This is a genomic window from Streptomyces zaehneri (genome assembly GCF_032248645.1).
In the GTDB taxonomy this organism is placed as follows: Bacteria; Actinomycetota; Actinomycetes; order Streptomycetales; family Streptomycetaceae; genus Streptomyces; species Streptomyces coriariae.
Window position 1 is genome coordinate 35,448 of record NZ_JASTTJ010000001.1, and the last position, 26,070, is coordinate 61,517.

25 protein-coding genes and 2 tRNA genes are annotated in these 26,070 nt (G+C 71.0%); 18 read left to right on the plus strand and 9 right to left on the minus strand.

What is annotated here, in order from left to right:
• Positions 1-133 precede the first annotated feature (133 nt).
• The 5 genes from QQM72_RS00160 to QQM72_RS00180 all read left to right on the plus strand — a co-directional run bounded on the left by QQM72_RS00160 (position 134) and on the right by QQM72_RS00180 (position 4,170).
• Positions 134-2,449: an ATP-dependent DNA helicase UvrD2 gene (locus QQM72_RS00160; protein WP_314218749.1), complete on the plus strand. Its 2,316-nt coding sequence runs from the start codon at positions 134-136 to the stop codon at positions 2,447-2,449.
• A 189-nt stretch (positions 2,450-2,638) separates the two neighbouring features.
• Positions 2,639-2,956, plus strand: coding sequence for a hypothetical protein (locus tag QQM72_RS00165; protein ID WP_054242736.1), 318 nt, complete (start codon positions 2,639-2,641; stop codon positions 2,954-2,956).
• Positions 2,957-3,132: 176 nt separating this feature from the next.
• Positions 3,133-3,501: a WhiB family transcriptional regulator gene (locus QQM72_RS00170; RefSeq protein ID WP_073754157.1), complete on the plus strand. Its 369-nt coding sequence runs from the start codon at positions 3,133-3,135 to the stop codon at positions 3,499-3,501.
• Entirely contained in the window at positions 3,498-3,821 is a 324-nt protein-coding gene (locus QQM72_RS00175) for a hypothetical protein (protein WP_020130806.1), read from the plus strand. Before QQM72_RS00170 ends, QQM72_RS00175 begins: the two co-directional genes overlap by 4 nt.
• Before the next feature lie 136 nt (positions 3,822-3,957).
• Positions 3,958-4,170: a hypothetical protein gene (locus tag QQM72_RS00180; RefSeq protein WP_314218750.1), complete on the plus strand. Its 213-nt coding sequence runs from the start codon at positions 3,958-3,960 to the stop codon at positions 4,168-4,170.
• A 34-nt stretch (positions 4,171-4,204) separates the two neighbouring features.
• Here QQM72_RS00180 and QQM72_RS00185 read toward each other — a convergent pair whose 3' ends face one another.
• Both QQM72_RS00185 and QQM72_RS00190 read right to left on the minus strand, forming a co-directional pair.
• Positions 4,205-5,596: an ABC1 kinase family protein gene (locus QQM72_RS00185; protein ID WP_314218751.1), complete on the minus strand. Its 1,392-nt coding sequence runs from the start codon at positions 5,594-5,596 to the stop codon at positions 4,205-4,207.
• On the minus strand, positions 5,589-6,800 hold the full coding sequence (locus QQM72_RS00190) for a TOMM precursor leader peptide-binding protein (RefSeq protein WP_314218752.1): 1,212 nt from the start codon (positions 6,798-6,800) through the stop codon (positions 5,589-5,591). The genes QQM72_RS00185 and QQM72_RS00190 overlap by 8 nt, the downstream gene beginning before the upstream one ends.
• Before the next feature lie 247 nt (positions 6,801-7,047).
• Between QQM72_RS00190 and QQM72_RS00195 the strand changes: the two genes are divergently transcribed.
• From QQM72_RS00195 to QQM72_RS00210, 4 genes are all read left to right on the plus strand, one after another.
• Entirely contained in the window at positions 7,048-7,644 is a 597-nt protein-coding gene (locus tag QQM72_RS00195; protein ID WP_314218753.1) for a M48 metallopeptidase family protein, read from the plus strand.
• 142 nt (positions 7,645-7,786) lie between these two features.
• Entirely contained in the window at positions 7,787-9,436 is a 1,650-nt protein-coding gene (locus QQM72_RS00200) for a TerD family protein (protein WP_314218754.1), read from the plus strand.
• An 11-nt stretch (positions 9,437-9,447) separates the two neighbouring features.
• Positions 9,448-10,128: an AIM24 family protein gene (locus QQM72_RS00205; protein ID WP_020130800.1), complete on the plus strand. Its 681-nt coding sequence runs from the start codon at positions 9,448-9,450 to the stop codon at positions 10,126-10,128.
• Positions 10,129-10,146: 18 nt separating this feature from the next.
• Positions 10,147-10,902 (plus strand): AIM24 family protein, encoded by a 756-nt coding sequence (locus tag QQM72_RS00210; RefSeq protein WP_020130799.1) that lies wholly within the window; start codon positions 10,147-10,149, stop codon positions 10,900-10,902.
• Between the two features lie 120 nt (positions 10,903-11,022).
• On the opposite strand, the gene QQM72_RS00215 is transcribed toward QQM72_RS00210, so the two are convergent.
• The gene (locus QQM72_RS00215; protein ID WP_314218755.1) at positions 11,023-11,547 is read right to left on the minus strand and encodes an NUDIX hydrolase; all 525 of its coding nucleotides are present in this window, start codon (positions 11,545-11,547) and stop codon (positions 11,023-11,025) included.
• Positions 11,544-12,995 (minus strand): zinc-dependent metalloprotease, encoded by a 1,452-nt coding sequence (locus QQM72_RS00220; RefSeq protein WP_314218756.1) that lies wholly within the window; start codon positions 12,993-12,995, stop codon positions 11,544-11,546. The genes QQM72_RS00215 and QQM72_RS00220 overlap by 4 nt, the downstream gene beginning before the upstream one ends.
• A gap of 192 nt (positions 12,996-13,187) precedes the next feature.
• Here QQM72_RS00220 and QQM72_RS00225 point away from each other — a divergent pair, with 192 nt between their 5' ends.
• The 4 genes from QQM72_RS00225 to QQM72_RS00240 all read left to right on the plus strand — a co-directional run bounded on the left by QQM72_RS00225 (position 13,188) and on the right by QQM72_RS00240 (position 16,388).
• The gene (locus tag QQM72_RS00225; protein WP_142266097.1) at positions 13,188-14,297 is read left to right on the plus strand and encodes an SDR family oxidoreductase; all 1,110 of its coding nucleotides are present in this window, start codon (positions 13,188-13,190) and stop codon (positions 14,295-14,297) included.
• A gap of 211 nt (positions 14,298-14,508) precedes the next feature.
• Positions 14,509-14,970, plus strand: coding sequence for a molybdenum cofactor biosynthesis protein MoaE (locus tag QQM72_RS00230; protein WP_230194712.1), 462 nt, complete (start codon positions 14,509-14,511; stop codon positions 14,968-14,970).
• A 107-nt stretch (positions 14,971-15,077) separates the two neighbouring features.
• The gene (locus QQM72_RS00235; protein WP_314218757.1) at positions 15,078-15,242 is read left to right on the plus strand and encodes a hypothetical protein; all 165 of its coding nucleotides are present in this window, start codon (positions 15,078-15,080) and stop codon (positions 15,240-15,242) included.
• Positions 15,243-15,296: 54 nt separating this feature from the next.
• A complete protein-coding gene (locus QQM72_RS00240; RefSeq protein WP_314218758.1) occupies positions 15,297-16,388 on the plus strand; it encodes a YlbL family protein in 1,092 nt (363 codons plus the stop codon).
• A 9-nt stretch (positions 16,389-16,397) separates the two neighbouring features.
• On the opposite strand, the gene QQM72_RS00245 is transcribed toward QQM72_RS00240, so the two are convergent.
• Positions 16,398-16,940, minus strand: coding sequence for a PPA1309 family protein (locus QQM72_RS00245; protein ID WP_028807002.1), 543 nt, complete (start codon positions 16,938-16,940; stop codon positions 16,398-16,400).
• A gap of 164 nt (positions 16,941-17,104) precedes the next feature.
• Between QQM72_RS00245 and QQM72_RS00250 the strand changes: the two genes are divergently transcribed.
• From QQM72_RS00250 to QQM72_RS00265, 4 genes are all read left to right on the plus strand, one after another.
• Positions 17,105-20,080: a UPF0182 family membrane protein gene (locus QQM72_RS00250; protein ID WP_314219148.1), complete on the plus strand. Its 2,976-nt coding sequence runs from the start codon at positions 17,105-17,107 to the stop codon at positions 20,078-20,080.
• 40 nt (positions 20,081-20,120) lie between these two features.
• Positions 20,121-20,194: transfer RNA gene (locus QQM72_RS00255), tRNA-Met, on the plus strand.
• Positions 20,195-20,400: 206 nt separating this feature from the next.
• Positions 20,401-22,263 carry a tetratricopeptide repeat protein gene (locus QQM72_RS00260; protein ID WP_314218759.1) on the plus strand — a complete coding sequence of 621 codons (1,863 nt, stop codon included), beginning with the start codon at positions 20,401-20,403 and terminating at the stop codon, positions 22,261-22,263.
• Between the two features lie 432 nt (positions 22,264-22,695).
• Positions 22,696-22,769 (plus strand) — tRNA-Met (locus QQM72_RS00265).
• Positions 22,770-22,879: 110 nt separating this feature from the next.
• Here QQM72_RS00265 and QQM72_RS00270 read toward each other — a convergent pair.
• The 3 genes from QQM72_RS00270 to hisN form a co-directional block, all read right to left on the minus strand.
• Positions 22,880-23,296, minus strand: coding sequence for a Fur family transcriptional regulator (locus QQM72_RS00270; protein WP_314218760.1), 417 nt, complete (start codon positions 23,294-23,296; stop codon positions 22,880-22,882).
• A gap of 217 nt (positions 23,297-23,513) precedes the next feature.
• On the minus strand, positions 23,514-23,906 hold the full coding sequence (locus QQM72_RS00275) for a CBS domain-containing protein (RefSeq protein WP_314218761.1): 393 nt from the start codon (positions 23,904-23,906) through the stop codon (positions 23,514-23,516).
• A gap of 159 nt (positions 23,907-24,065) precedes the next feature.
• The gene (gene hisN / locus QQM72_RS00280) at positions 24,066-24,866 is read right to left on the minus strand and encodes a histidinol-phosphatase (protein ID WP_314218762.1); all 801 of its coding nucleotides are present in this window, start codon (positions 24,864-24,866) and stop codon (positions 24,066-24,068) included.
• A 168-nt stretch (positions 24,867-25,034) separates the two neighbouring features.
• Here hisN and QQM72_RS00285 point away from each other — a divergent pair, with 168 nt between their 5' ends.
• A complete protein-coding gene (locus QQM72_RS00285) occupies positions 25,035-25,661 on the plus strand; it encodes a TetR/AcrR family transcriptional regulator (protein ID WP_314218763.1) in 627 nt (208 codons plus the stop codon).
• Here QQM72_RS00285 and QQM72_RS00290 read toward each other — a convergent pair.
• Positions 25,655-25,978 carry a DMT family transporter gene (locus QQM72_RS00290; protein ID WP_057603330.1) on the minus strand — a complete coding sequence of 108 codons (324 nt, stop codon included), beginning with the start codon at positions 25,976-25,978 and terminating at the stop codon, positions 25,655-25,657. The two genes, QQM72_RS00285 and QQM72_RS00290, sit on opposite strands and share 7 nt — an antisense overlap.
• Positions 25,979-26,070 lie beyond the last annotated feature (92 nt).

Here is a 26,070-nt window from a genome sequence, read left to right on the forward strand (position 1 = left end):
GGTCGGGGCAGGTGGTCGCAGTGGGAGAACGTACTTGAAAGGGCCACCATTCCCGTCGGCCCCCATTCCCGTCCGTCGGTCCCATTCCCGCCGGCCGTCGGTCCTGCGGCGGCCCCGAGGGTGCGTTCCCTCGATGTACGGACCTCCGAGGGTGACACTCGCCGCATTAATACGACTGCGAGGGCCCACCTGTGGACAACCGGCTCGCCCGTCTCCGCCGACCTGGCAGCATGGCCATGTGACAGCAGCAACGCACTCCCCTCTCTTCCCGCAGGTACCGGACTCGGCCGACGCGGTGCTCGAAGGGCTCGACCCCGAGCAGCGCGAGGTGGCCACCGCCCTGCACGGTCCGGTGTGCGTGCTGGCAGGAGCGGGCACGGGCAAGACCCGGGCGATCACCCACCGCATCGCCTACGGGGTGCGCGCCGGCATCCTGAACCCCTCCAGCGTGCTGGCCGTCACCTTCACCAACCGTGCCGCCGGAGAGATGCGGGGCCGACTGCGCCTGCTCGGCGCCCAGGGCGTCCAGGCCCGCACCTTCCACTCCGCGGCCCTGCGTCAGCTTCAGTACTTCTGGCCGAAAGCGATCGGTGGCTCCCTGCCCCGACTCGTCGACCGCAAGATCCAGCTCGTCGCCGACGCGGCGGCCGCGTGCCGCATCCGTCTCGACCGGGGCGAGCTGCGGGACACCACCGCGGAGATCGAGTGGTCCAAGGTCACCCAGACCGTTCCCGCCGACTACGCCCTGGCCGCCGCCAAGGCGGGCCGCCAGATCCCTCGCGACCCCGCCGAGATCGCCCAGCTCTACTCGGCCTACGAGGACCTCAAGCGGCAGCGCGGTGTCATCGACTTCGAGGACGTCCTGCTGCTGACCGTCGCCGTCCTCCAGGACCGGCACGACATCGCCGAGCAGGTCCGCGCCCAGTACCAGCACTTCGTGGTCGACGAGTACCAGGACGTCAGCCCGCTCCAGCAGCGCCTGCTCGAGCTGTGGCTCGGCGAGCGGGACGACCTGTGCGTGGTCGGGGACGCCAGCCAGACGATCTACTCCTTCACCGGAGCCACCCCCGACCACCTCCTCGACTTCCGCACCCGCCACCCCGGCGCCACCGTCGTCAAGCTGGTCCGCGACTACCGCTCCACCCCCCAGGTCGTCCACCTCGCCAACGGGCTGCTCTCCCAGGCCCGGGGCCGCGCCGCGGACCACCGTCTGGAGCTCGTCTCCCAGCGTGGCCCGGGACCCGAGCCCGGCTACGGCGAGTACCCCGACGAGCCCGCCGAGGCCGAGGGCGCGGCCCGCCGGATCCGCGAGCTTCTCGACGCCGGCGTGCCGGCCGCGGAGATCGCCGTCCTGTTCCGCACCAACGCTCAGTCGGAGACCTACGAGCAGGCTCTCGCCGACCGCGGCATCCCGTACCAGTTGCGCGGCGCGGAGCGCTTCTTCGACCGACCCGAGGTCCGCAAGGCGGGCGTCGCGCTGCGCGGCGCGGCCCGCTTCGGCGGCAACGACACCCTCCTCGAGGATGCCGTCGACCTGCCCTCCCAGGTTCGTGCCGTCCTGTCGGGGGAGGGCTGGACCCCGCAGCCACCGGCCGGCTCCGGAGCCGTCAGGGAACGCTGGGAGTCGCTGGCCGCGCTGGTCGGCCTCGCGCAGGACTTCGCCGCCGCGCAGTCCGGCGCCACTCTCGCCGACCTGGTCGCCGAGCTGGACGAACGGGCGAACGCCCAGCACGCCCCGACCGTCCAGGGCGTCACCCTGGCCTCCCTGCACTCGGCCAAGGGCCTGGAGTGGGATGTCGTCTTCCTGGTCGGCGTCGCCGAGGGCATGATGCCGATCACCTACGCCAAGACCGACGAGCAGATCGAGGAGGAGCGCCGCCTCCTCTACGTGGGAGTCACCCGGGCCAGAGAGCGCCTGTATGTCTCCTGGGCGCTCTCCCGCTCGCCCGGCGGCCGTCCGAGCCGCCGACCCAGCCGGTTCCTCGACGGCCTGCGCCCCGGTTCGGGCGCCGCCGGCCGCGGTGGCAGCGGTGGCATCGCGGGCACCGGAGGCATCGAGCGCGGCTTCACCGGCGCCGCGACGGGCGCCCCGGTCGAGCGGCGCCGGACCCAGCGGACCCCGGCCCGCTGCCGGGTCTGCGGGCGCACCCTGACCGACGCGGGCGAGATGAAGCTGATGCGCTGCGAGGAGTGCCCCTCTGACATGGACGAGGGACTGTACGAACGGCTGCGCGACTGGCGGGCGGTCCAGGCGCGGCAGGCGGGACAGCCCGCGTTCTGTGTCTTCACCGACAAGACGCTGATGGCGATCGCCGAGACCGTCCCCGAGGAGGAGGGCGAGCTCGCGCGGATCCCGGGGGTCGGCGTCCGCAAGCTCAACCGCTACGGAGCCGATGTCCTGGCCATCTGCGCAGGCCAAGAGGTCGAAGGGGACGAGGTGGGGGACTGAGGGCGGACGTCTGGGCAACTGATCCGAACTCGTCGGAAAAATAGTTTGCGCATGCCCCGGCAATCCCCATAGGTTCTTAGACACGGGAACGGCGGCCTTCTCGAAGGCCCTGATTCCGTGCTGTACTTGCATACCCGCCGGACCGGATTCACCCCCGGTCCCCCGAGACGCCGAGAGGAGGCGATTCCAGTGATCATCATCAACCGCAGCTCCACCGCCAAACTGACCGATCCCTCGGTCGTCTCCGTGTGCATGCTCGACGCCTCGATCCTGGGCACCGGTCTGTCCGGCATTCGTGCCGACCGGCCGGCGTCCTCCTCCGTTGCCTCCGCGGTTCTTCCCAGCCGCGAGCGCAATGAGCGACCGACCGAGGCACTGGAAGCAGTAGGAGCACAGGCGCACGCCTATGCCTTTACGGCAGCCGGTGCCGGAGCCCGGAAGCAGACGACGCAGCACCACCTGATGTGGGCCTTCCGTGGGCCAGAACCCTGGAGTGATCCAGCCTGATCGTCGATCAGGCCGGCGCCTTCAGGGCCGCGGAACCCACCCGGGATCCGCGGCCCTTCTGTTTGCCCCGAACACGGGGACAGCGGAGCGAAGGGGCCTCGGGACAAGAAAAGAACCCGGTACCCAGCCGACACCCGGTCCTACAGGACCGGACCGACAGACGAGGAAAGACGACCGTGCAACTCGAAGCGCACGCCCCGTCAGTACCGCCTTCCGAAACGATCCCCCCGCCCGGCCTCACGGAGGACCCCACCTTGACCCCGCTCACGGCGCTCACCGCGCTCGACGACGCCATCGAGAACCTCGGCGTACCCGTCCCCTGCCGCTCCTACGACCCGGAGGTCTTCTTCGCCGAGTCGCCGGCCGACGTCGAGTACGCCAAGTCCCTCTGCCGTACCTGCCCGCTGATGGAGGCCTGCCTCGCCGGCGCCAAGGAGCGGCGCGAGCCCTGGGGCGTCTGGGGTGGCGAGCTGTTCGTCCAGGGAGTCGTCGTCGCCCGGAAGCGGCCGCGTGGCCGCCCGCGCAAGAACCCGGTCACGGCATGAACACCGCAGGAACGATCGACCGTCCCCTCACGCAAGACCCCAAGAAGCAGGCCCCGATGAAGCCGTTCCCCAGCGAGCCCGCGGGCTCCGCGATCGAAGACATCACCACCACCGGCGCGTACGACTCGCGTCAGAACAGGACACGCGAGATGCAACTCATCCCAGAAGCCCTGGCTCGTGCGCATATGCACGACCGGCTGCACGAGGCCGAGCGGGAACGCCGGGCACTGCGCCTGGCGACCGCTCGCCGGATGCAGCGACGGGCCGAGCGCGCCTCGCTGCGCGCCCGGCGGGCGCTCGCCATGGCCGTGATGCAGTAACCACACCCACCTGAAGCGGTGGCCTCCCGACAGGGGAGGCGAAGCTCTCCCCGCGGGGGCCGGTCCGTCCGAACGGACCGGCCCCCGCGGTGCGTTGTGCGGAGGATCCACCGCCCCCGGAGCTATCGTCCCGAAGATGACGAGTCCTCCCGGAGACGGTGACCGAGACGCTTCTACGACGGGGCCCCGCCCCCTCGTGTGTGCCCGCTGCGGCGCCGGGGCCGAGGAGCCCCCACCCGTCACCTGGACCTGCTCCGTGGAGAACGGCGTCCGGCACTACTTCTGCGAGGCCTGCGCCCGCGAGAACCTCAGGGCGATCGAAGGCCGACTGGACTCGGAGTGGTGGTGAATCGCGTCACAGTCGGGTCAGGAGGTCCGGGCGCTCATGCCTCCGCGACCGCACCGGGGACCGATTCCTCCGCCTCGAAGGCGTCCAGGACGTCCGCCGCGAGGAAGCCGGGCAGCCACTCCTCCAACTCCTCGCGCAGCCGCACCGTCGCGCCGAGCTGGCACAGTACGCCGATCGTGCTGAGCGTCACCCGGTGGATCAACAGATAGGCCGGCGGCAGGTTGAGCTGCTTGCCCAGCTGATGCGCGGGGGAGCGGAGGTCGGCGATCCGGGCCGCCTGGCTGCGCATCCAGCCACGGCTGAACGCGAACTCCTCCACCTGGGCCGGCTCGATGATCGGCAGGAGGTAGTCGAGGACCGCGTCGGGATCCAGCTCGATGGAATCCTTGACGAAGCCCTCCGTGCGCAGGAGTTCGTAGACACCCTCGGCGTCACCGTCGAGGGTCATGCGCAGGGACTCTCCGATCGGGTCCGGCAGACCGCCCGGGAGCCGGTCCACGGTGCCGAAGTCCAGGACGCCCAGGCGCCAGCCGTCCTCGCCGTCCGGTCCGCCCGGCAGGAGGCGGAAGTTGCCGGGGTGCGGGTCGGCGTGGAGCAGGCCGGTGCGGGCCGGGCCGGAGAAGAGGAACCGGGACAGCAACTGGCCGGCCCGGTCGCGCTGCTCCTGGGTGCCGTCGGTGATCACCTCGGACAGGGGCACACCGTCGATCCACTCGGTGACCAGGACCTGCTCGCGCTGGTGGACCACCGCCGGGATCACCACGTCGGGATCGCCGGCGAACTCCTCCGCGTGGGCCTGCTGAGCCTGTGCCTCCAGGCTGTAGTCGAGCTCCTCGGAGACCCGGTCCTTGAGCTCGGCGATCAGCGGCTTGACGTCCATGCCCGGGATGAGGGGACCCAACAGGCGTGCGAAACGGCTGAGTTGGTTCAGGTCGGACAGCAAGGCCTCACCCGCCCCGGGGTATTGGACCTTGACCGCGACCTCCCGGCCGTCGTGCCACACCGCTCGGTGCACCTGGCCGATCGAGGCCGCCGCGGCCGGCTTGTCGTCGAACTCCAGGAACAGCTCGGGCCAGTTCTCGCCGAGCCGCTCCGCGAGCACGGAGTGCATCGTGCGGGTCGGCATCGGCGGCGCCGCGTCCTGGAGCTTGGTGAGGGCCGCGCGGTAGGGACCGGCGACCTCCTCCGGCAGGGCGGACTCGAAGACGGACATGGCCTGCCCGAACTTCATCGCACCGCCCTTCAGCTCGCCCAGCACCTTGAACAGCTGTTCGGCGGTGCGTTGCTGCAGTTCGCGGCCGACGATCTCCGCGGACTCGCCCACGATCCGCTTGCCCAGACCCCAGGTCGCCCGCCCGGCGAAGCCGAGCGGGAGCGCGGCGAGTTTGGCGGTCCGGGTGACCGCCTTCCGGGGAAGATCAGACATGCGCCCTCCAAGTACCGGCCAGCCGCGCGGCGTCCGTCGTACGGCAGAACTCCTGCGAATGCTGCACTGCCATTGTCGCGTGCGTTCCCCGGTCCTCGGAGATGTGTTCCTGCTTACCTTTCTCCGCGGCCCCGCATGGGCAGGCGGAATGGGGCCATACCGGACGGGCGTGCCACTGGAGGGCGGGAACGGATACCTCCCATCGGGCGCCTGCGCTCGACGGGGTCCGGCCGTCGAGAAAGGTGAGCGCGTGGGCGGCCGCCAGCCCGGCGACGGTCGTGGCCAGCGTCACATCGCAGGCGCGCGCCGGGCGCCTTCTCCCGGAGTGCCACTGGGCGACCAGCCGCGGCCAGGCCGGGTCCCGGTCGGTGCGTTCCTGATGCAGACAGCCCGCGCAGCCGGTCTCGCCCGGCAGTACGAGCGGGCCGACGACGCCCGTCCCCTCAACGACCCCGGCATAGAGGTGCGGTGTGCCCGAGGCGATCAGAGGCTCCGCCGCCGAGGGAGCGGGCGCGTGCACGGACACGTCGTCCCGCGGGGCGATGATCACGAGCGAGAAGCCGGGTGTGTCCGCCTCGGCCGGTGACTGCGGGCCTCTGCGGGGTGCGGGGCACGGGGCGGCCCGGCGTACGGCGCGGCGGGCGGACTCGTCCCGACGCTCGCCGACCGACTCGGCGGGCAGACCGCCCGGCGCGATGTCCCCCGGCTCGACCCGGCCGCCGTCCCGCACGTCCACCTCGCCGACCCCCGCACCCGAGAGCAGCGCCGCCAGCACCGCGCCGACCCGGCCCGCGCCCCGCACCTGGACCCGCAGCCGGCGTCGGACGGCCAGGTGCTCGATCGCGTCGCCCGGCTCCGAGGTCAGGAGGGACAGCGCGGCGAGGTCGGGGCGCAGCCGGTCCAGAACCTCCTTGCGCTCCCGCAGATCGGCGGCCTCCGGCCCGCCGCCGCGCGCGTCGTCGAGCAGCCCCGCCCGCGCCAGCCGCTCCACGAGCCGGTCGACATGGCCGTCGGGCAGGGCCATGCGGCGGCCCTCCTCGCGCAGCAGTTCCAGCCCGCGGGTGCCGTCCAGCAGGTCGAGGAAACTGCCCGTCGCCGTGTCCACCGGGCCGAGTGTCAGCGCGTGCGCCGGTGTCATCCCGAACTGCACCGTGTTGAGGTCACGCCAGCCGCGCCGCAGCGCGGGCTTCACCATCGGATGCATCAAAGGCCCCCGTATGCCTCATGCCTGGAAACTCCCGTCACGTCGGCGGAGCGGGGGCGTGGGGGTGTCCTCGCTCCGCCGACGAGTGCCAGAATGCCCGGCCCCGTTCGAGCGTGCCGAAAGTTGTCCACAGGTAGGGGCGTTCATCGTACAAATCCGTCGTACGAGGCAAACACGGCACGACGGATCGGAACCCGACCGTCCCGGAGTCGGGACTTCCCCCGTGTGCAGCGGGTAACGTCGGGGCGTGTCCGCCGACCCACCGCACCGCGCCGGAACACCACAGCGCAGCACGACGAGCCAGCCGCCGAGCGGCTCACGAACGAGCGCGATCGAGGTCCGCAGGAGCGCCCGTCGACGTCGGACGGTCTCCGCGTACCGCGAGGGCGATCGCACCATCGTGCTCATCCCTGCCCGGATGTCCGAGGCCGAGGAGCAACGCTGGGTGAGCGTCATGCTCGACAAGCTCGCCGCCCAGGAGAGCCGGCGCGTCCCGGGCGACGCGGAGTTGGCCGAGCGCGCCGAGCGGCTGTCGGCCCAGTGTTTCGGCGGCCGGGCCCGGCCCGCCTCGGTCCGCTGGGTGACCAACCAGAACACCCGCTGGGGCTCGTGCACACCGGCCGAGGGCAGCATCCGCCTGTCGCACCGCCTGAAGGGCATGCCCGAGTACGTCATCGACTACGTCCTCGCCCACGAGCTCGCGCATCTGCTCGTGCCCGGCCACGGCCCCGACTTCTGGCGGCTGCTGGAGTCGTACCCGCGCACCGAGCGCGCCCGTGGCTACCTCGAGGGTGTCGTCGCGGCCGATCGGCTGCCCCACCTGCCCGCCGCCGACGAGGAGTGACCTGCGGCTTACGCGGTGAGTCCGTCCCCCGGCACGTGACGTTGGTTGTGTACCGGGTCTGTACCGACATCGTGCGTTGTCCGACTTTGCCGTTAGCCTGACGCGACGCATTCACAATCGGGATGGGGGACGGTCGTTACGCATGCCCAGGGAATTCCAGCGCGGCCACAAGGCCAGGATCAGTGACCTCACCGCGGGCACCGATCTGTACGTAGGCGTGCAGATCACCGCTCCCGGCCTGACCTTCGACATCAGCTGCTTCGGCCTCGACGCCGACGAGCGGCTCTCGGACGACCGGTACTTCATCTTCTTCAACCAGCCGAAGTCGCCCGAGGAGTCCATCCAGCTCCTGGGCGCCCAGGCGGGCGACACGGAGTCCTTCCGCATCACCCTCGACCGGATTCCGCCGCAGATCCAGAAGCTGTCCTTCACGGCGACCCTCGACGGCGCCGGGCAGATGTCGCAGATCAACCCCGGCTATCTCCGCATCGTCGCGGGCGGCGAGGAAGTGGCCCGCTACGCGTTCGACGGCTCCGAGTTCTCCAGCGAGCGGGCCGTGATGCTGGGTGACTTCTACCTGAAGGACGTGTGGCGGTTCGCGGCCGTCGGACAGGGCTTCGACGGCGGTCTGGACGCGCTGCTGAAGAACTTCGGCGGCGAGGTCGCGGAGGAGGAGGCGCCCGCCGCGCCGCAGCAGCCGCAGGCCGGTGCCGCCGCTCCCGGCTTCGCCCCGCCCGCGTTCGGCGCACCGTCCGCGCCCGCGCCGGCACAGCCGCAGCCCGCCGCGCAGGGCTTCGCGCCCCCGCCGGCGCCCGCCCCGGCGCCCGCGCCCTCGGTGCACGCCGCGCCGACCATCGTCGCGCCCCTGACCCCGCCCGGCGGCGGTCAGGTGCCGCCTCCCGCTCCGGCCCCGGCGCCCTACGGCCAGCCGCCGCAGCCGCAGCCGTACGGCCAGGGCCCCGCGCCGACCGCACCCATGCCCCCCGGTTACGGCCAGCAGCCGCAGGCCCCGCAGGCCCCGCCCGGCTACGGTCAGCCGCCCCAGCCGCCCGGCTACGGTCAGCAGCCCCCCTTCGGGCAGGTCCCGGGCCAGCAGGCCTACGGCGTACCGCAGGGCGCGCCCCAGGGCGGTGCCGGAGTGGCCGCGGCGCTCCAGCAGTTCAAGGAGACGCCCACCGGACAGCGCTGGACGCAGCAGAACAGGAAGCTCGTCCGCGTCGACCTCGGGATGGGAGGCCAGCCCGTGCTCGCCCGCCAGGGCAGCATGGTCCTCTACCAGGGCAAGGTCGACTTCAGCTACAAGGGAGCCGGGTTCGCGGGCCGGATCGTCGGCAACGCCACCGGCCAGGAGATGCAGCTGATGCGCTGCACGGGCCAGGGACAGGTGTTCCTCGCCGAGAACTCCACGATGCTGCACCCCATCGAACTCCAGGGTGACGGCATCTGCGTCTCCGCGGAGAACGTCCTCGCCTTCGACGAGAGCCTCCAGTACGAGGTCCGTCGTATCGAGGGGCACGGCATCCCCGGCGGCGCCCTGTTCACCATGCAGTTCACGGGCACCGGCACGATCGTCGTCAAGACGCACGGCACGCCCGTCGTCCTGCCGGTCACCCCCACCACGTTCGCCGACTGCAACGCCGTCGTCGCCTGGTCGTCCGCCGCCCAGGTGGTCGTCTCCAGCCAGGTCCGCATGCGCCGCAACGCCTACCCCGGCGACACCGGGGAGAGCGTCAACCTCCAGTTCCGGGGCGCTCCCGGCAACTTCATCGTCGTCCAGCCGTACGAGGTCTGAGGGAGCCCGTCATGAACCAGCCACTCGCGGGCTACGCCCCCGCACCCGTCACCGCCCGTATGGAGAACCACGGCAACCACATGCTGAAGGTCGCCCTCCAGACCGGGAACGACCTCCTCGCGCGCGTGGGCTCGATGGTCGCCTACGAGGGCTTCGTGCAGTACGAGCCCAACCCGCCGGCCGTGCGCCAGATCGCGCGCGACTGGATGACCGGCGAGGGCGCGCCCCTGATGAAGTGCTCGGGCGACGGCCTGCTCTACCTCGCCGACTACGGTGCCAACGTCGTCGTGATCAACCTCAACGGCGACGGCATCTCCGTCAACGCCACCAACCTGCTCGCCTTCGACGCGCACCTCACCTGGGGCGTCGAGCGCGTCAAGGGGCTCGCGAAGTTCGCCGGACAGGGCCTGTGGAACACCAAGATCTCCGGACAGGGCTGGGTCGCGCTGACCTCCCGGGGCAAGCCGATCGTCGTCGACTGCGGCGGCGGCGAGGACGAGACGTACGTCGACCCCGACGCGCTCGTCGCCTGGTCGCCGAACCTCAAGGTGAAGGGCAAGCGCAGCTTCAAGGCGCAGTCGCTCATCGGCCGGGGCAGCGGCGAGGCCTATCAGATGGCCTTCTCCGGCCAGGGCATCGTCGTCGTCCAGCCCAGTGAGGACAGCACCGACCGCCTCCGGGTCCGGGGCTGAGGGGGAGCCAGAAACGCCATGCAGAGCTCACTTTTCGCGCACAACGACTCGCAGACCCAGGAGCGCTGGAGTCTCCAGAACAAGCAGATGCTCCGGGTCAGTCTCGAGGGCCACGACGACATCCTCGCCCGCAAGGGCACGATGGTCGCCTACCAGGGCCTGATGGAGTTCGACGCCGAGTACCAGAACAACCAGCAGGGACGCGCGCGTGCGCACACGGGCGAGGGCCTGGACCTGATGCGCTGCCACGGGCAGGGCACGGTGTACCTCGCCAACCTCGCCCAGCACGTGCACGTCATGGACGTGGAGCAGGACGGCCTGACCGTGGACAGCAGCTATGTCCTGGCCATGGACTCCTCGCTGCACCACGAGGTCATCGCCGTCGACAGCCTCTACGGCATCTCCGGCTCCGGGAAGTACCAGCTCAACATCACCGGCCGCGGCAAGGTCGCCCTGATGACCTCGGGCGCGCCGCTGATGATGCAGGTCACGCCCGACAAGTACGTCAACTGCGACGCCGACGCCATCGTCGCCTGGTCCACCGGGCTGCGGGTGCAGATGCAGGCCCAGACGCACTCGTCCGGGGTGTGGCGCCGGCGCGGCAACACCGGCGAGGGCTGGGAGCTCAGCTTCATGGGCTCCGGCTACGCGCTCGTCCAGCCCAGCGAGCTGCTGCCGCCGCAGAACGCCCAGATCGGCTCCGGCCTGGCCGCCCAGTACGGCATGGGACAGCAGGGCGTACGGCAGCAGAACCAGGGCAACGCCTGGAGCTGACCGTCCGGAAAGCAGACGTAAGGGGCGGCCGCCTTGAGGTCGCCCCTTACCCGTCTCGGCGCACGGCCGCCCGTCACCCACCTTCCGGCTCACAGCCTTCCCTCCGGCGGCCTTCCGGGCTCACAGCCGCGCGCGAGTCGCCTCCAGCAGCCGTACGACCGAATCGTCGGCCACGCCCGCGACCTCGTCATAGGCGAACCAGCGCAGGTCGAGGGACTCGTCGCTGATGGCCTCCACGGCCCCGGCCGGTGCGAGCGCCGCGTACTGGACGTCGTAGTGCCACGCGCACGGCGTGGGATGCCGGTCCAGGCGCACGGGGCCGCCGGGGAGCAGGGACAGCCCCTCGATGCCGGACTCCTCGGTCGCCTCGCGCAGTGCGGCGGCCCGCACGGTCTCGTCGGCCGGCTCGCAGTGGCCTCCCATCTGGAGCCACATCCGCATCTTCTTGTGCAGGGTCAGCAGCACCCGGCCGCGCTCCGGGTCGATCACCAGCGCGCTCGCCGTGACGTGGCCGTCCCCGCAGGCCTTCCACATGCCGTCCGGGTGCGCCCCGAGGTGGTCCAGATAGGCCTGGCGCAGCTCTTCCTGCTCTTCGTGGCCCTCGTACCCCTTCAGGACGAGGACCGCGTCGTCGTACAGGCTCACTCGGTGTCGTCGTCCTTGGAGTCGGTCCCGGGGTCGTCCTTCTTCAGGTTCGGCTTGTCGCCGGAGCCGCCGCTCGCCGCCTCGCCGAGCATCTTGTCCAGCTCGGAGAAGTCCAGCTGCTCGCGGTGCACGAAGCCGTCCGGGTCGTCCAGGTCGGACGCCGTGGGCAGCATGTCCGGGTGGGCCCACAGGGCGTCACGGCCGTCTACCCCGCGCGCGTCCGTCAGGGAAGCCCACAGGCGGGAGGCGTCGCGCAGGCGGCGCGGACGCAGCTCCAGGCCGATCAGCGTCGCGAACGTCTGCTCCGCCGGACCGCCCGAGGCGCGACGCCGGCGCAGCGTCTCGCGCAGGGCGTCCGCGGACGACAGGCGGGGTTTCGCGGCCGCGTGCACCACCGCGTCCACCCAGCCCTCCACGAGCGCCAGGGCCGTCTCCAGACGGGCCAGGGCGGCCTTCTGCGCCGGGGTGTCCTCCGGCTGGAACATGCCCTGCTGGAGTGCGTCCTGCAACTGCTCCGGATTCTGCGGGTCGAACTGACCGACCACGTCCTCCAGCTTGGCCGTGTCGACCTTGATCCCGCGCGCGTATCCCTCGACGGCGCCGAACAGGTGCGAGCGCAGCCACGGCACATGAGCGAACAGACGCTGGTGGGCGGCCTCGCGCAGCGCGAGGTAGAGCCGCACCTCGTCCTTCGTCACACCGAGGTCCTTGCCGAACGCCTCGATGTTGACCGGCAGCAGCGCGGCCCGCCCGGCCGGGCCGAGGGGCAGGCCGATGTCGGTCGAGCCGACGACCTCGCCCGCGAGCACGCCCACGGCCTGGCCGATCTGCGAGCCGAACATCGCGCCGCCCATCGAGCGCATCATGCCGATCAGCGGGCCGGCCATGGCCTGCATCTCCTCCGGCAGGACATCGCCCATGGCCGCGCCGACGCGCTCGGCGACCGGGTCGACGAGCTCCTTCCACGCGGGCAGGGTCGCCTCGACCCACTCCGCGCGGGACCACGCCACGGCCGTGCCCGCGCCGGACGGCAGGGACGTCGCGTCGTCCAGCCAGAGATCGGCCAGGCGGACGGCCTCCTGGACAGCGGTGCGCTCGGAGGGGCCGACGCTGGCGTCCTTCACACCGTCGGCGGTGCCCTGGGCGACCGTCTGGCGGGCGATCTGCTTGGCCATGTCCCAGTTCACCGGGCCGCCCTCGTAGGAGAGCATCTGGCCCAGCTGCTGGAAGGCGGCGCCCAGGTCGTTGGGGTTCAGTGAACCGAACATCGCGGCGAGCGGGTTGTCCGCACCGGGTGCGCCAAAGCCTCCGGCGCCGGGCAGCCCGCCGAAACCGAACGGGTTGGCCGGTCCCTGACCACCGCCGCCCTGCGGGTCCTTCTTCTTGCCCTCGTCGCCGTCTTCCGGCTCCTCCGGCGGAAGGCCGAATCCGAATGGGGTGTCACTCACGGGGTTCCTCGGCTGGTAAGGCCACCGGTTCTCGGCCGGCGGCGACTGCCCTGCAACACCACCCAGCGTAGACACCCCGGCTCGATCGGGCCTCGGTGCTTCGCCGACTCCTGGCCTGCGGCAGGATGGATGCCACCTGGTACGTACGCTTCACTCGCGCCCGTATGCCAAGACAACCGCTGGAGACACCTGGTGAGTTCCCCAGATCCGCAGGTTCGCGCAGCGCGAAACCACTCAACCCCGGCCGGCGCGCGCGGGCCCGTCGTGGCCGTGACCGGCGCCGCGACCGGGATCGGCGCGCTGCTGACCGAGCGGCTCGCCGCGTCCGAGGAGGTCAAGCAGGTCGTCGCCATCGACGAGCGGCGCGGCGAGTGCGACGCGGCGACGTGGCACATCCTCGACGTCCGTGACCCGGCGATCGCCGACAAGCTGCGCGGCGCGGACGTCGTGGTCCACCTCGCGCTCGACCTCGACCTGGGGAGTGACGCCGCCGCCCGGACGGCCTACAACGTGCGCGGCACGCAGACCGTGCTGACGGCCGCCGCGGCGGCCGGGGTGCACCGGGTGGTGCTGTGCACCTCCGCGATGGTCTACGGGGCGCTCGAGGACAACGAGCTGCCGCTCTCGGAGGACGCGGAGCTGCGGGCCACGGCGGAGGCGACCGGCGTCGGGGACCTCCTGGAAATCGAACGGCTGGCCCGGCGCGCGCCCCGGGCGCATCCGGGGCTCAACGTCACCGTGGTGCGGCCCGCGGTGCTGGTCGGCGGTACGGACACCGCGCTGACGCGGTACTTCGAGTCGCCGCGGCTGCTGGTCGTCGCCGGATCGCGGCCGGCCTGGCAGTTCTGCCATGTCGAGGATCTGGTGAGCGCCCTGGAGTACGCCGTCCTGGAGAAGGTCGACGGCGAGCTGGCCGTCGGCTGCGACGGATGGCTGGAGCAGGAGGAGGTCGAGGAGCTCAGCGGGATCCGGCGCATGGAGCTGCCGTCGGCGGTCGCGCTGGGCGCCGCCGCCCGACTGCACCGGATCGGGCTGACGCCCTCCCCCGCGGGGGACCTGGCCTACACGATGTACCCCTGGGTGGTGAGCGGGAGCCGGCTGCACGACGCGGGGTGGCGGCCGCGGTGGACCAACGAGGAGGTCCTCGCGCAGCTGCTGGAGGAGGTGGCCGGGCGGCACACCGTCGTCGGCCGCAGGCTCGGGCGCAAGGACGCCACCGCGGCGGGCGCGGCGGGCGCGACGGTCGCTCTGCTGGGCGCGGCGGCCGTGGTGCGGCGGGCCCGGAAGGCCCGGCGACGGTGAGCGTGGGGGCGTGCGGCCTGTCTTTCCGCCCCCGCCGCCCCTTCCCGTTCCCGTCCCCGGGGGTTGTGCCACCAAGACCCCCGTCGGTCTGAGGGGACTCGTCCTCGAGCGCCGGACGGGCTGTTTTCCGTAGGTCGCTCCGAAGCGCACGCGTGCGTGCCGGGTGATCACGCTATTTCGCCTGCTTCCCGGGGTGCGGCACGATGGGGGTATGGCAGCCATCGACGACCATCCCGGCGAGCGGGCAGCGCAGGATCCCATCAAGCTGATCGCCGTTCGTGACACCGCGCTCTCCCTGGACGAGGTCTTCAAGGCCGTCGGGGACGACGCGGCGGGCGGGATCGCGCTTTTCGTGGGCACGGTTCGCAACCACGACGGCGGCGCCGACGTCGACGCCCTCGGGTACTCCTGCCATCCCGGCGCGGAGGCGGAGATGCGGCGGATCGCGGAGAAGGTCGTCGCCGAGTACCCGGTGCGGGCGCTGGCCGCGGTGCACCGGGTCGGTGATCTGGGGGTCGGTGATCTGGCCGTCGTGGTCGCCGTCTCGTGTCCGCACCGCGGCGAGGCGTTCGAGGCCTGCCGGAAGCTGATCGACGATCTCAAGCACGAAGTGCCCATCTGGAAGCACCAGAAGTTCTCGGACGGTACCGACGAATGGGTCGGCGCCTGCTGAATCCCTTCCGGTTGCGTAACCCCACCCCTGCCGTGAGCGTTGTCGGTGCAGATGGTTAATCTGCTGATCAGTCAGTTGTGGTGGCTCATAGGGGTTGGGAGGTCGGCATGGCGGCGCTCGTCTGGTTGCTGATTCCGCTTGTCGCCGCTGTCGGCGCCGGTCTGTGGGGCACTTGGGCGAACCGGACCCGGAAGGCCCGCAGCGACGGCCCCGAGCTGGACGGATACGCCCGCTTCCGGGCGGCCATGGAGAAGCCCCACCCTCGTACGTGACCCGGGTGGCAGCCCTGACGGTGCGCTGACAGAGGCGTCCCGTACTGTCGAGGCATGCCACGCCGCACCGCGACGATGCTCGCCTCCACCCTGATGCTGATCGCGCTCCTGTGTGCGGGCGTACTCATCCCCGTGCCGTACGCGGAGATGTCCCCCGGGCCGACGGTGAACACCCTGGGCGATCACGGCGGCGAGCCGGTGCTCCAGATCTCCGGGCGCAAGACCTACGCGACCAGCGGTCACCTGAACATGACCACGGTGCGGGTCACCAGCGCCGACTACCGGATGAACCTGGTCGAGGCCGTCTACGGATGGCTCGCGCACGACAACAAGGTCGTCCCGCACGACACGCTGTACCCGGACGGCAAGACCGAGGAGCAGTCCACCCAGGAGAACGCCGAGGAGTTCAGCCAGTCCCAGGAGAGCGCCAAGGTCGCCGCCCTGAAGGAGCTGGACATCCCGGTGACGTCCTGGGTGATCGTCTCGACGGTGGTGAAGGGCTCCCCGGCGGAGGGCCGGCTGCACGCCGGTGACGTGATCAAGGCCGTGGACGGCACCGCGGTGAAGGAGCCGGGCGACGTCGCGAAGCTGGTGACCAAGCACAAGGCGGGGGAGAAGGTCGTCTTCCGCATCGTCCCGGCGAAGGACCAGGCGGCCGCCGAGAAGGCGAACAAGACGGCGACCAAGACCCAGGACGTCACGATCACGACCGCGACCTCGGACGACAGCGGCGAGAAGCGGGCCATCGTCGGGATCTCCGCCGGGACCGACCACACCTTCCCGTTCACCGTCGACATCAAGCTCGCCGACGTCGGCGGGCCGAGCGCCGGTCTGATGTTCGCGCTCGGCATCTACGACAAGCTCACCCCGGGCAGCCTGACCGGCGGCAAGTTCGTCGCCGGCACCGGCACCATCGACGACGCCGGCAAGGTCGGGCCGATCGGCGGCATCGAGATGAAGACGGTCGGCGCGCGCAGTCAGGGCGCCCAGTACTTCCTGACCCCCGCGGAGAACTGCGCGGCCGCCGCCAAGGACACCCCCTCGGGGCTCAGGCTCGTCAAGGTGAACACCATCGACGACGCCCTCGACGCCCTCAAGGACATCCGCGGCGGCGACACCGCGGACCTGCCGAAGTGCACGAAGTAGCCGGAAGGGCTACTCCGCGAACGTCACCGACAACGCCTCGGCGAGGCCCGGCACCAGACCCGCCCCGGTGAGGACCTCCGTCGGGGCGTCCTTCTCGCGCAGCCGGAGGGCCGAGTCGCGGGTGCCGTCACGCAGGACGCCGACCGTGATCCGGACCTCCTGACGGTCGGGGTGTTCCGCGACCCACTTCGCGAGTTTCTTGTCGCTCAGGCCCTGCGGGACCTGAGCCTCGGCGGACGGGGGCAGCATCAGACGCTCCACGGTGAGGGCGCAGCCGACCACCGCGTCGGGCCAGGCGATCGTGGCGAGGAACTCGTCGAGCGGCTTGTCCGTTGGCACTTCGTCCTGCTCGATCGGGGTGAGACCGGTGGTCTCGGACTCGTCCTGAAGGCCGAGCTGGGCGGCGAGCGACGGTTCCTGCGTTCGCAGCCGAGCGGTGTCTACGAGGGCGAAAAGGCGGGCGGGCTGGTCCCAGCCGAGGCCGGAGGCGTACTCGTCGATCTCGAGTACGGCCCGGGTGAGCGGGCTCGCCGCCATGGGAGTGTTGGACATGGTCACAATCCTGCCTCGTTCAGGGGTGGAATCGGGAACCGAGTAAACGGTGAGTAAGTTGCATAGGTGTGGGCCCCCGATCACCGGGGGCCGCGAACGGTCCACGAACACGCGGGCCTGATGGATCAACTGCGACTTTCGAGGTGCGCACCTTGGCTTTCCAGATGCCGGACCGCGGCGGAGGCCCCACGGGGCCGCGGATCAGAGTGGGCCGCCCGTCCCGGCGTGTCCGGACCCTGCTCATGACGCTGGGCGTCCTAGCCGTGATCGGCATGGCGTTCACGATGTTCGCGGGGTTCTGGACGGACTGGCTCTGGTACCGCTCGGTGAACTACTCGTCGGTCTTCACGACCACGTTGTGGACCAAGATCGGGCTGTTCTTCGTCTTCGGCCTGCTGATGGCCCTCGCGGTCGGCTTCAACATCTGGCTGGCGCACCGGCTGCGGCCGCCGCTCAGCGCGATGTCGGTGGAGCAGCAGAGCCTCGACCGCTACCGCATGAGCATCGCGCCGTACAAGACATGGCTGCTGCTCGGCATCACCGCCCTGGTCGGCCTGATCGCGGGCGCCTCCGCGGCGGGGCAGTGGCGGACCTGGCTGATGTGGGTCAACGGCGTGCCCTTCCACCAGGAGGACCCGCAGTTCCACCTCGACGTGTCCTTCTTCGCGTTCGACCTGCCCTGGTACCGGTTCCTGCTCGGCTTCGGCTTCGCCGCCACGATCCTCTCGCTGATCGCCGCCGCGCTCACCCACTACCTGTACGGCGGGCTGCGCGTCACCAGCCCGGGCGCGCGCGCCACCGCCGCGGCCACCGGCCATCTCTCGGTGCTGCTGGGCATCTTCGTCACGCTGAAGGCGGTCGCCTACTGGCTCGACCGCTACGGCCTGGCCGTGAAGTCCAGCGACTTCAAGGCCACGGACAACTGGACGGGCCTGCGGTACGTCGACGCCAACGCCTATCTGCCGGCGAAGACGATCCTGTTCTGCATCGCCGTCATCTGCGCCCTGCTGTTCTTCGCCACCCTGTGGCGGCGCACCTGGCAGCTCCCGGTGATCGGCTTCGGCCTGATGGTGCTCTCGGCGATCCTCATCGGCGGGCTGTACCCCGCGATCGTCCAGAAGTTCCAGGTCCAGCCGAACGAGCAGGCCAAGGAAGCCCCGTACGTCGAGAAGAACCTCAAGGCGACACGTGAGGCGTACGGCATCGACGGCGCGCAGGTCACCGAGTACTCGGGTACGAGCACCACCAAGGACAAGACGACGCTGCGCGACGACGTCGACGCCACGGCGAGCATCCGCGTCCTGGACCCGAACATCGTCTCCCCGACGTACCAGCAGCTCCAGCAGATGCGGAAGTACTACGCGTTCCCGACCAACCTGGACGTGGACCGCTACAACGTGAACGGCGCCGACCAGGACACCGTCATCGGTCTGCGCGAGCTGAACCTCGCGGGCGTCGACAAGCAGAACTGGATCAACAACCACTTCCGCTACACCCACGGCTACGGCGTGGTCGCCGCCAAGGGCACCACCTCCGACGCCGAGGGCCGCCCGCTCTTCACCGAGTCCAACCTGCCCTCCGAGGGCGACCTGGGCACGTACCAGCAGCGGATCTACTACGGCGAGAAGACGACCGCGTACTCGATCGTCGGCGGTCCCCAGAAGGAGATCGACTACTCCGACGACGCCGGTGAGAAGACCACCAGCTACACCGGCAAGAGCGGGGTCAACCTCTCCAACCCGATCAACCGGGCCGCGTACGCGGTGTCGTTCGGTGAACCGCAGATCCTGTACTCCGGCGCCATCGGCGAGGGTTCGCGGATCCTGTACAACCGCACGCCCAAGGAGCGCGTCGAGGCGGTCGCCCCGTGGCTGACCATCGACGGCGACGCCTACCCGGCCGTGGTCAACCACAAGATCCAGTGGATCGTCGACGCCTACACGACGACGAACGGCTACCCGTACGCCTCCCGTACGACCCTCGGCGACACCACGGCCGACTCGCTGACCGCGACCAATGACAACCGCGCGGTGGTGGCCCAGCAGAACCAGGTCAACTACATCCGCAACTCGGTGAAGGCGACCGTCGACGCCTACACGGGCGAGGTCAAGCTCTACCAGTGGGACACCAAGGACCCGGTCCTGAAGACCTGGATGAAGGCGTTCCCCGGCACGGTGAAGTCCAAGTCGTCCATCTCGACCGACCTGATGGCCCATCTCCGGTACCCGCAGGACCTGTTCAAGGTCCAGCGCGAGCTGCTCACCCGCTACCACGTGAAGGACGCGACGACGTTCCTCAGCGGCAGCGAGGTGTGGCAGGTGCCGGACGACCCGTCCAACAAGTCGGGTGACGCGGTCCCGCCGTACTACCTGAGCATGAAGATGCCGGACCAGAAGGCGCAGGCGTTCTCGCTGACGACGACGTTCACGCCCAACGGCCGGGACAACCTCAGTGCGTTCATGGCGGTCGACTCCGAGGCGGGAACTCCCGACTACGGCAAGATCAGAGTTCTGAAACTGCCGACCAGTACGACCGTCGACGGACCCAAACAGGTGCAGAGCCAGTTCAACTCCGAACAGGACATCGCCGAGTCCATCAGGCTCCTGAAGGGCGGCGACTCCGACATCGAGTACGGCAACCTGCTGACGGTGCCACTCGACGGCGGTCTGCTGTACGTGGAGCCCGTCTATGTACGCGGTGGCGGACTCAAGTACCCGCTCCTGAAGAAGGTGTTGGTGACCTACGGAGGCAACACCGCCTTCGAGGACACCCTGGACGAGGCCCTCAACAAGGTCTTCGGCGCGGAGGGTGCGACCCCGCCGCCGGCGGACGAGGGCGGCGGTACGACCACACCACCGACGTCCACCAACCCGACGGTCCGGGAGGCGTTGGCCGACGCCCAGAAGGCGTTCACGGCCGGCCAGGAGGCTCTGAAGAAGCCCGACTGGGACGCGTACGCCAAGGCGCAGAAGGATCTCGAGGACGCGCTGAAGCGTGCCGAGGACGCGCAGGCCGAGGCCGACAAGGGCGCCAAGGCGAGCAGCAGTCCGAGCCCGACGAGTTCGGCGAGTCCGAGCGGTGGCTCCGGAGGCAGTGCCGCCAGCAGTCCGAGTCCGAGTCCCAGTCCCAGCAGCGGCTGATCTTGCCCGTCCCGCGTCGTGATACGGTTGTGGAACACGACGCGGGGTGGAGCAGCTCGGTAGCTCGCTGGGCTCATAACCCAGAGGTCGCAGGTTCAAATCCTGTCCCCGCTACTGAATACGAAGGCCCGGATCCTGAAAAGGATCCGGGCCTTCGTGGTGTGCGAACGCATGTGCCGGGGGGACTGGTGGCCGCGCCGCTGTGGGGAGTTGCGCTATCTGTGTTTGACTTGTCTCTCTGTGGGCATGTCGACAAAACGCTGAAGTGACCTTACGGGCCGCGGTATACCAGGTGTACCCGGGTTGCGGGTGGTGCGACGATGGACGTTATGGGGGACAAGGCAACTCTGTTCGAGACAGGGCGGTTTGTGCAGCCTTCCGGTGAGGAAGCGACCCCGGACGAGAGCCGGGACGGGACGGCGGACGCCGTCGAGACGGGGGAGGCCGTCGAGGAGATGAGCCTGCGGCTCGCGGCGCAGGCCGGCGATGTCGAGGCCGTCAGCGTCCTCGGGGCCATGTTGCTGCGCCGCGGCGACCTCGACGGAGCCGAGCCCCATCTGCGTGCCGCCACGGCGGAGGGCGACCGGGCCGCGGCCAACAACCTGGGCGTCCTTCTCCACCAGCGCGGTTACCCCGACGAGGCCGCCGGATGGTGGCGGGTCGCCGCCGTCGCCGGCTCCGCAGCCGCCGCGCACGCCCTGGGCCGCCACCGCCGCGAGTGCGGCGACGAGCCGGCCGCCGAGTACTGGCTGCGCCAGTCCGCCGAGCAGGGGCACGCGCTGGGCGCGTACGCCCTCGCCGACCTGCTGGAGCACCGTGGGGACCGCGGGGCCGAGCAGTGGATGCGGGCCGCCGCCGAGCGGGGGCACCGGGAGGCGGCGTACCGGCTGGCCCGAGCCCTCGACCACCAGGAGTGCGAGGCATCCCGCACGGACGGCGACGCGGACGGGTGCGAGCATGACAACGGTGTCATCGTGCGGGCGGAGGCCGAGCAGTGGTACCGCCAGGCCGCCGCGCGCGGACACCGGCGGGCCGCCCTGCACCTCGGCACGATCCTGGAGCGGCGTGGCGACCTGAAGGAGGCCGGACGCTGGTACCTGACGTCCGCCAAGGACGGCGAGGCACGGGCCGCCTGCGCGCTCGGCTTCCTGCTGCGCGACGCCGGCGACACCGAGAGCGCGGCCGTGTGGTGGCTGCGGGCCGCACAGGAGGGGGACGGCAACGCGGCGAACGCGCTGGGCGCGCTGCACGCCGAGCGGGGGCAGACCCAGACCGCCGAGCGCTGGTACCGGGCCGCGATGGACGCCGGGGACGACAACGGCGCCTACAACCTCGCCCTGCTCTGCGCCGAGCAGGGCCGCACCGTGCAGGCCGAGCAGTGGTACCGGCGCGCCGCCTACGCCGGGCACCGGGAGGCGGCCAACGCGCTGGCCATCCTGCTGCTCCAGGGCGGCGACACGGCCGGAGCCGAGCCCTGGTTCTCCAAGGCGGCGGAGGCGGGCAGCGTCGACGCCGCGTTCAACCTCGGGATCCTGTTCGCGGGGCGGGGCGAGGAGGGCGTCGCGCTGCGCTGGTACGAGCGGGCGGCCGCCGCCGGGCACACCGAGGCGGCGCTCCAGGTCGGTATCGCGCGCCTGCGCGACGGGGACGAGCAGGAGGCCGAGCGGCATCTGCGGTGCGCGGCCGGCGGCGGGAGCGCGGAGGCGGCGTACCGGCTGGCGGCCGTGCTGGACGCGCGGCGGCCGCCGCAGCCCGCGCACGAGCTCGGGGAGACCGTGCACGAGAAGACCGAGTGCGAGGAGTGGTACGAGCGGGCCGCGACCCAGGGGCACCGGCGGGCGCAGGTCCGGGTCGGGATGCTGGCCGCCGCGCGCGGGGACGTGGTCGAGGCGGCACGGTGGTACCGGACGGCCGCGGAGGCCGGTTCCCGCAACGGTGCGTTCAACCTCGGACTGCTGCTCGCGCGGGAGGGGAGTGAGCCCGAGGCGGCGGTGTGGTGGACGCGGGCGGCCGATGCCGGGCACGGGCGGGCGGCGTTGCGGCTCGCCCTGGTCTACGCGCGTCGCGGTGAGCTGGCCGAGGGGCAGCGGTGGGCGGACCGGGCGGTGTCGCTGGGGCCGGGGGAGGTGGCCCAGCGGGCGGCTCGGTTGCGGGACGCGCTGCGGGAAGAGCTGTCCGCCTGACGGCGTCTTGTAGGGAAGGGCTGTGTGCGCCTGGCGGCGTCCTGTTCTGAAGCGGGGCCGTGTGGCCAGCGGGGCCATGTGGCCGGGCTGGGGCCCGTGCGGCGGGTTTTCGCCCCCGCCGCCCTTCCCGTCCCGTCCCGGGGGCGGCACCCCCGGACTCCCGCTGTCGGCCCCGAACGGGCCTCGTCCCAAACGCCGGACGGGCTGAAGTGTTCTGCGTCGGTGTCGGCAGTGGTCGGGCTGGAGTGCTCTGACCGGGGCCGGCAGTGGTCGGGCTGGAGTGTGCTCACCCTGCGTCGGCGGTGGGCGGGCCGAAGGGTTCTGGCCGGTGTCGGACGTGAACCGGGCTGAAGCGCTCTGACCTGCGTCGACTGGTGCCGGTCAATGGATTTGCCTTTGTCCTTCCCCTTCACGTAACGTTGCATTCAACGGCGCGGGGTGGAGCAGCTCGGTAGCTCGCTGGGCTCATAACCCAGAGGTCGCAGGTTCAAATCCTGTCCCCGCTACTGAAGACTGAGGGCCGGAATCCGAAAGGGTTCCGGCCCTCAGTCGTTTGCGTGTTCGCGGGTATGCCCCGCCGCGATGCGCGACAGGGCTGCGCTTACGGGGAAGGGCGTTACGCCGCCGCGCAGTTGGGGCAGACCCCGCGGTAGGTCACCTCGACGTCCGAGACCGTGAAGCCGAAGCGCTCCGAGTCGGGGAGGTCGGCCAGCGGGTTGCCGCTCGGGTGGACGTCCTTGATCGCTCCGCACCGGGCGCACACCAGGTGGTGGTGCGGGCGGTGCGCGTTCGGGTCGTACCGCTTGGCGCGCTTGTCGGTGGCGACCTCGAGCACCTCGCCGAGCGAGACCAGCTCGCCGAGCGTGTTGTAGACGGTCGCCCGGGAGATCTCCGGGAGCCGGACGACGGCCCGGGAGTGCACCTCGTCGGCGGTCAGGTGGACATGGTCGCCGTCGAGGACCTCGGCCACGACGCGTCGTTGGGCGGTCATCCGCCATCCGCGTCCGCGCAGTCGTTCCAGGAGATCGCTCATGGAATCAGCCTAGCAGCTACAGGGACCAGGTCCCGAACAGGTGTGACTTTAGATCCCCGATTGATTTGGATGAAGTCCACTGTAGGATCAGGTCGACAGAATCCACGGCGAGCGGCTGGCGGCCGCGGTCCAGGCCCTGCGTGGCTGACAGCACTGGACCGCTTGTCGTGGGCGAACGGGCCTGGCTTCCCTTCGGGGGCCCGGCCCGTTCGTGCGCTCAGGCCGGTACCTGCTGCCGCGCCGGCGCCCAGCAGCGGATGATGTCGCGGACCGAGACGATGCCGGCCGGTTCGTCGCGGTCGAGGACGATCAGGTGCCGGAAGCCGCCGTGGGCCATGGCCTGGGCCGCCTCCTCCAGGGTCCAGCTCGGGGCGGCGAAGACGACGTCGTTGGTGGTGTGGGCGTGGGTGCGTTCCGTGTCCGGGTCCTGGCCCAGCGCCACGGAGTTGAGGATGTCCCGCTCGGTGAGGATGCCGATGCCGCCGGCGTCCGGGTCGAGGACGATGGCCGCGCCGACGCGGCGGGCGGACATCAGGGCGGCGGCCTGACGGAGGGTGTGTGCGGGGCCGATGGTGAGGACCACCGTGCTCATGGCGTCGCGGACGAGCATGGCTGGAGCCACCTCCTAAGAACCCATGGTCGTTCATGGGTTCACAAGTTCACAAGTGGGGGGTGCTGTCAGCGTGGCAGGTAAAGCGGGGGTCAACAAGAGGGCGCGCGCAGCCAATTGAGGGCGCGCGCGCTCATCTGTGAGTCTCGGGCGGGTCTTTCAGTGGCGCTCGTTGAGGTAACCCAGCAGTTCCTCGTGGAGCAGGCCGTTCGACGCGGCCGCGTTCCCGCTGTGCGGACCCGGGCGGCCGTCGAGGCCCGTGAAGGTGCCGCCGGCCTCCGTCACGACGATCGCCGTGGCCGCCATGTCCCAGAGCGAGAGCTCGGGTTCGGCGCACAGGTCGACCGAGCCCTCGGCGACCATCATGTACGGCCAGAAGTCGCCGTACGCGCGCGTGCGCCACACCTCGCGGGTCAGGTCCAGGAAGCCGTTCAGATGCCCGCGCTCCTCCCAGCCGGTCAGCGAGGAGTACGCGAAGGAGGCGTCCGAGAGCTCCGAGACCCGGGAGACGCGCAGGCGGGTGGCGGAGGTCAGGCTGCGGCCGGTGAAGGCGCCGTGCCCCTTCGCGGCCCACCAGCGGCGGCCCAGCGCCGGGGCGGAGACCACGCCGACCACGGGCTGGTAGCCCCCCTCGGCCGCCTCCGTCAGCGAGATGAGGGTGGCCCAGACGGGCACGCCCCGCACGTAGTTCTTCGTGCCGTCGATCGGGTCGACCACCCAGCGGCGGGGGCCGGTGCCCTGGACGCCGTACTCCTCGCCGAGGATCGCGTCCCGCGGACGGGCCCGCTGGAGCTGACCGCGGATGAGTTCCTCGGCGGCCTTGTCGGCCTCGCTCACCGGGGTCATGTCCGGTTTGGTCTCGACCTTGAGGTCGAGGGCCTTGAAACGGTCCATGGTCACGGCGTCGGCGGCGTCCGCGAGGACGTGCGCGAGTCGGAGGTCGTCGTGGTAGTCCGGCATGGGACGAACCGTATCCGCCGAAGGTGAGAACGGGCCACAGGGGACCGCGGGGTGGACGTGGAGGAGCCGTGGACACGGCCGGTGAACCATCGGTCGCCGCCGCGAACCCTTGACAGTGCACCCGTCCGCGTCAAACCTGGGCGCAGAGCCGCTCGCCCCAGGGAGGCGATGATGCCTGCAGCGCGGGAATCCCTACTGGACGCCGCCTTCAAGGCGCTCGCACTACGGCCGTGGGCCGCCGTGCGGATGGTGGACGTCGCCGCGGCGGCCGGGGTGTCCCGGCAGACGCTGTACAACGAGTTCGGCAGCAAGGAGGGCCTGGCCCGGGCGCTCGTGCGGCGCGAGGCCGACGGGTACCTCGCCGGGGTCGAGCGGGCGCTGGCCGTGCACGGCGACGCCCGGGAGAGGCTCACCGCCACCGCCGAGTGGACCACCTCCGCCGCCCGGGACAACGTTCTCGTACGGGCCGTCCTCACCGGCTTCTGGAGCGAGCGCCTGCCCTCGCCGACGCTCTCGGCGGTGCCGTCCTCCTCCGCCGTGCCGGCCCAGCGCCGGGCCGACGGGCCGCTGCCCTCGCCCGGTGACCTGGTGGGCGCCGTCCGCGACCGGGCCGTGGCCGTGCTCTCCGGCCCCGGCGCGGTCCGGGCCGACGCCGCCGACCTGGCCCGCTCCTGCGAACTGGCCGTCCGGCTCGCCCTGTCCTGCGTGGCCGCGCCCCCGCCGGGGGAGGACGGCGTCGCGGACCTGGTGCGGGGGGCGCTGCAGAGACAGCCGGCCGACCGGTCGGGTCAGTGAGCCGACCCCGACAGCTGGAGCCCGATCACTCCTATGATCACCAGGCTGATCGAGACGAGCTTCAGGACCGACACCAGGTCGCCCAGGAAGACCATGCCGTAGATCGCGGTGCCCGCCGCGCCGATGCCCGTCCACACGGCGTAGGCGGGGCCCACGTCGAGCTTCTTGAGGGAGAGGGTCAGCAGACCGAAGCTCCCCAGCGCGAAGGCGCAGAAGGCGATGGTGGGCCAGAGCCTCGTGAAGCCGTGGGACAGCTTGAGGCACACGGCGAAACCGGTCTCGAGCAACCCGGCCACGACGACCAGCAGCCACGCCATGTGCTGTCCCTCCGTACGCCCGGCCCGGTCCGGCTCGGTGCGATTATGCACTTACCGGGGCCGGGGGGACGCAAACAACGCGGTGGTCAGCC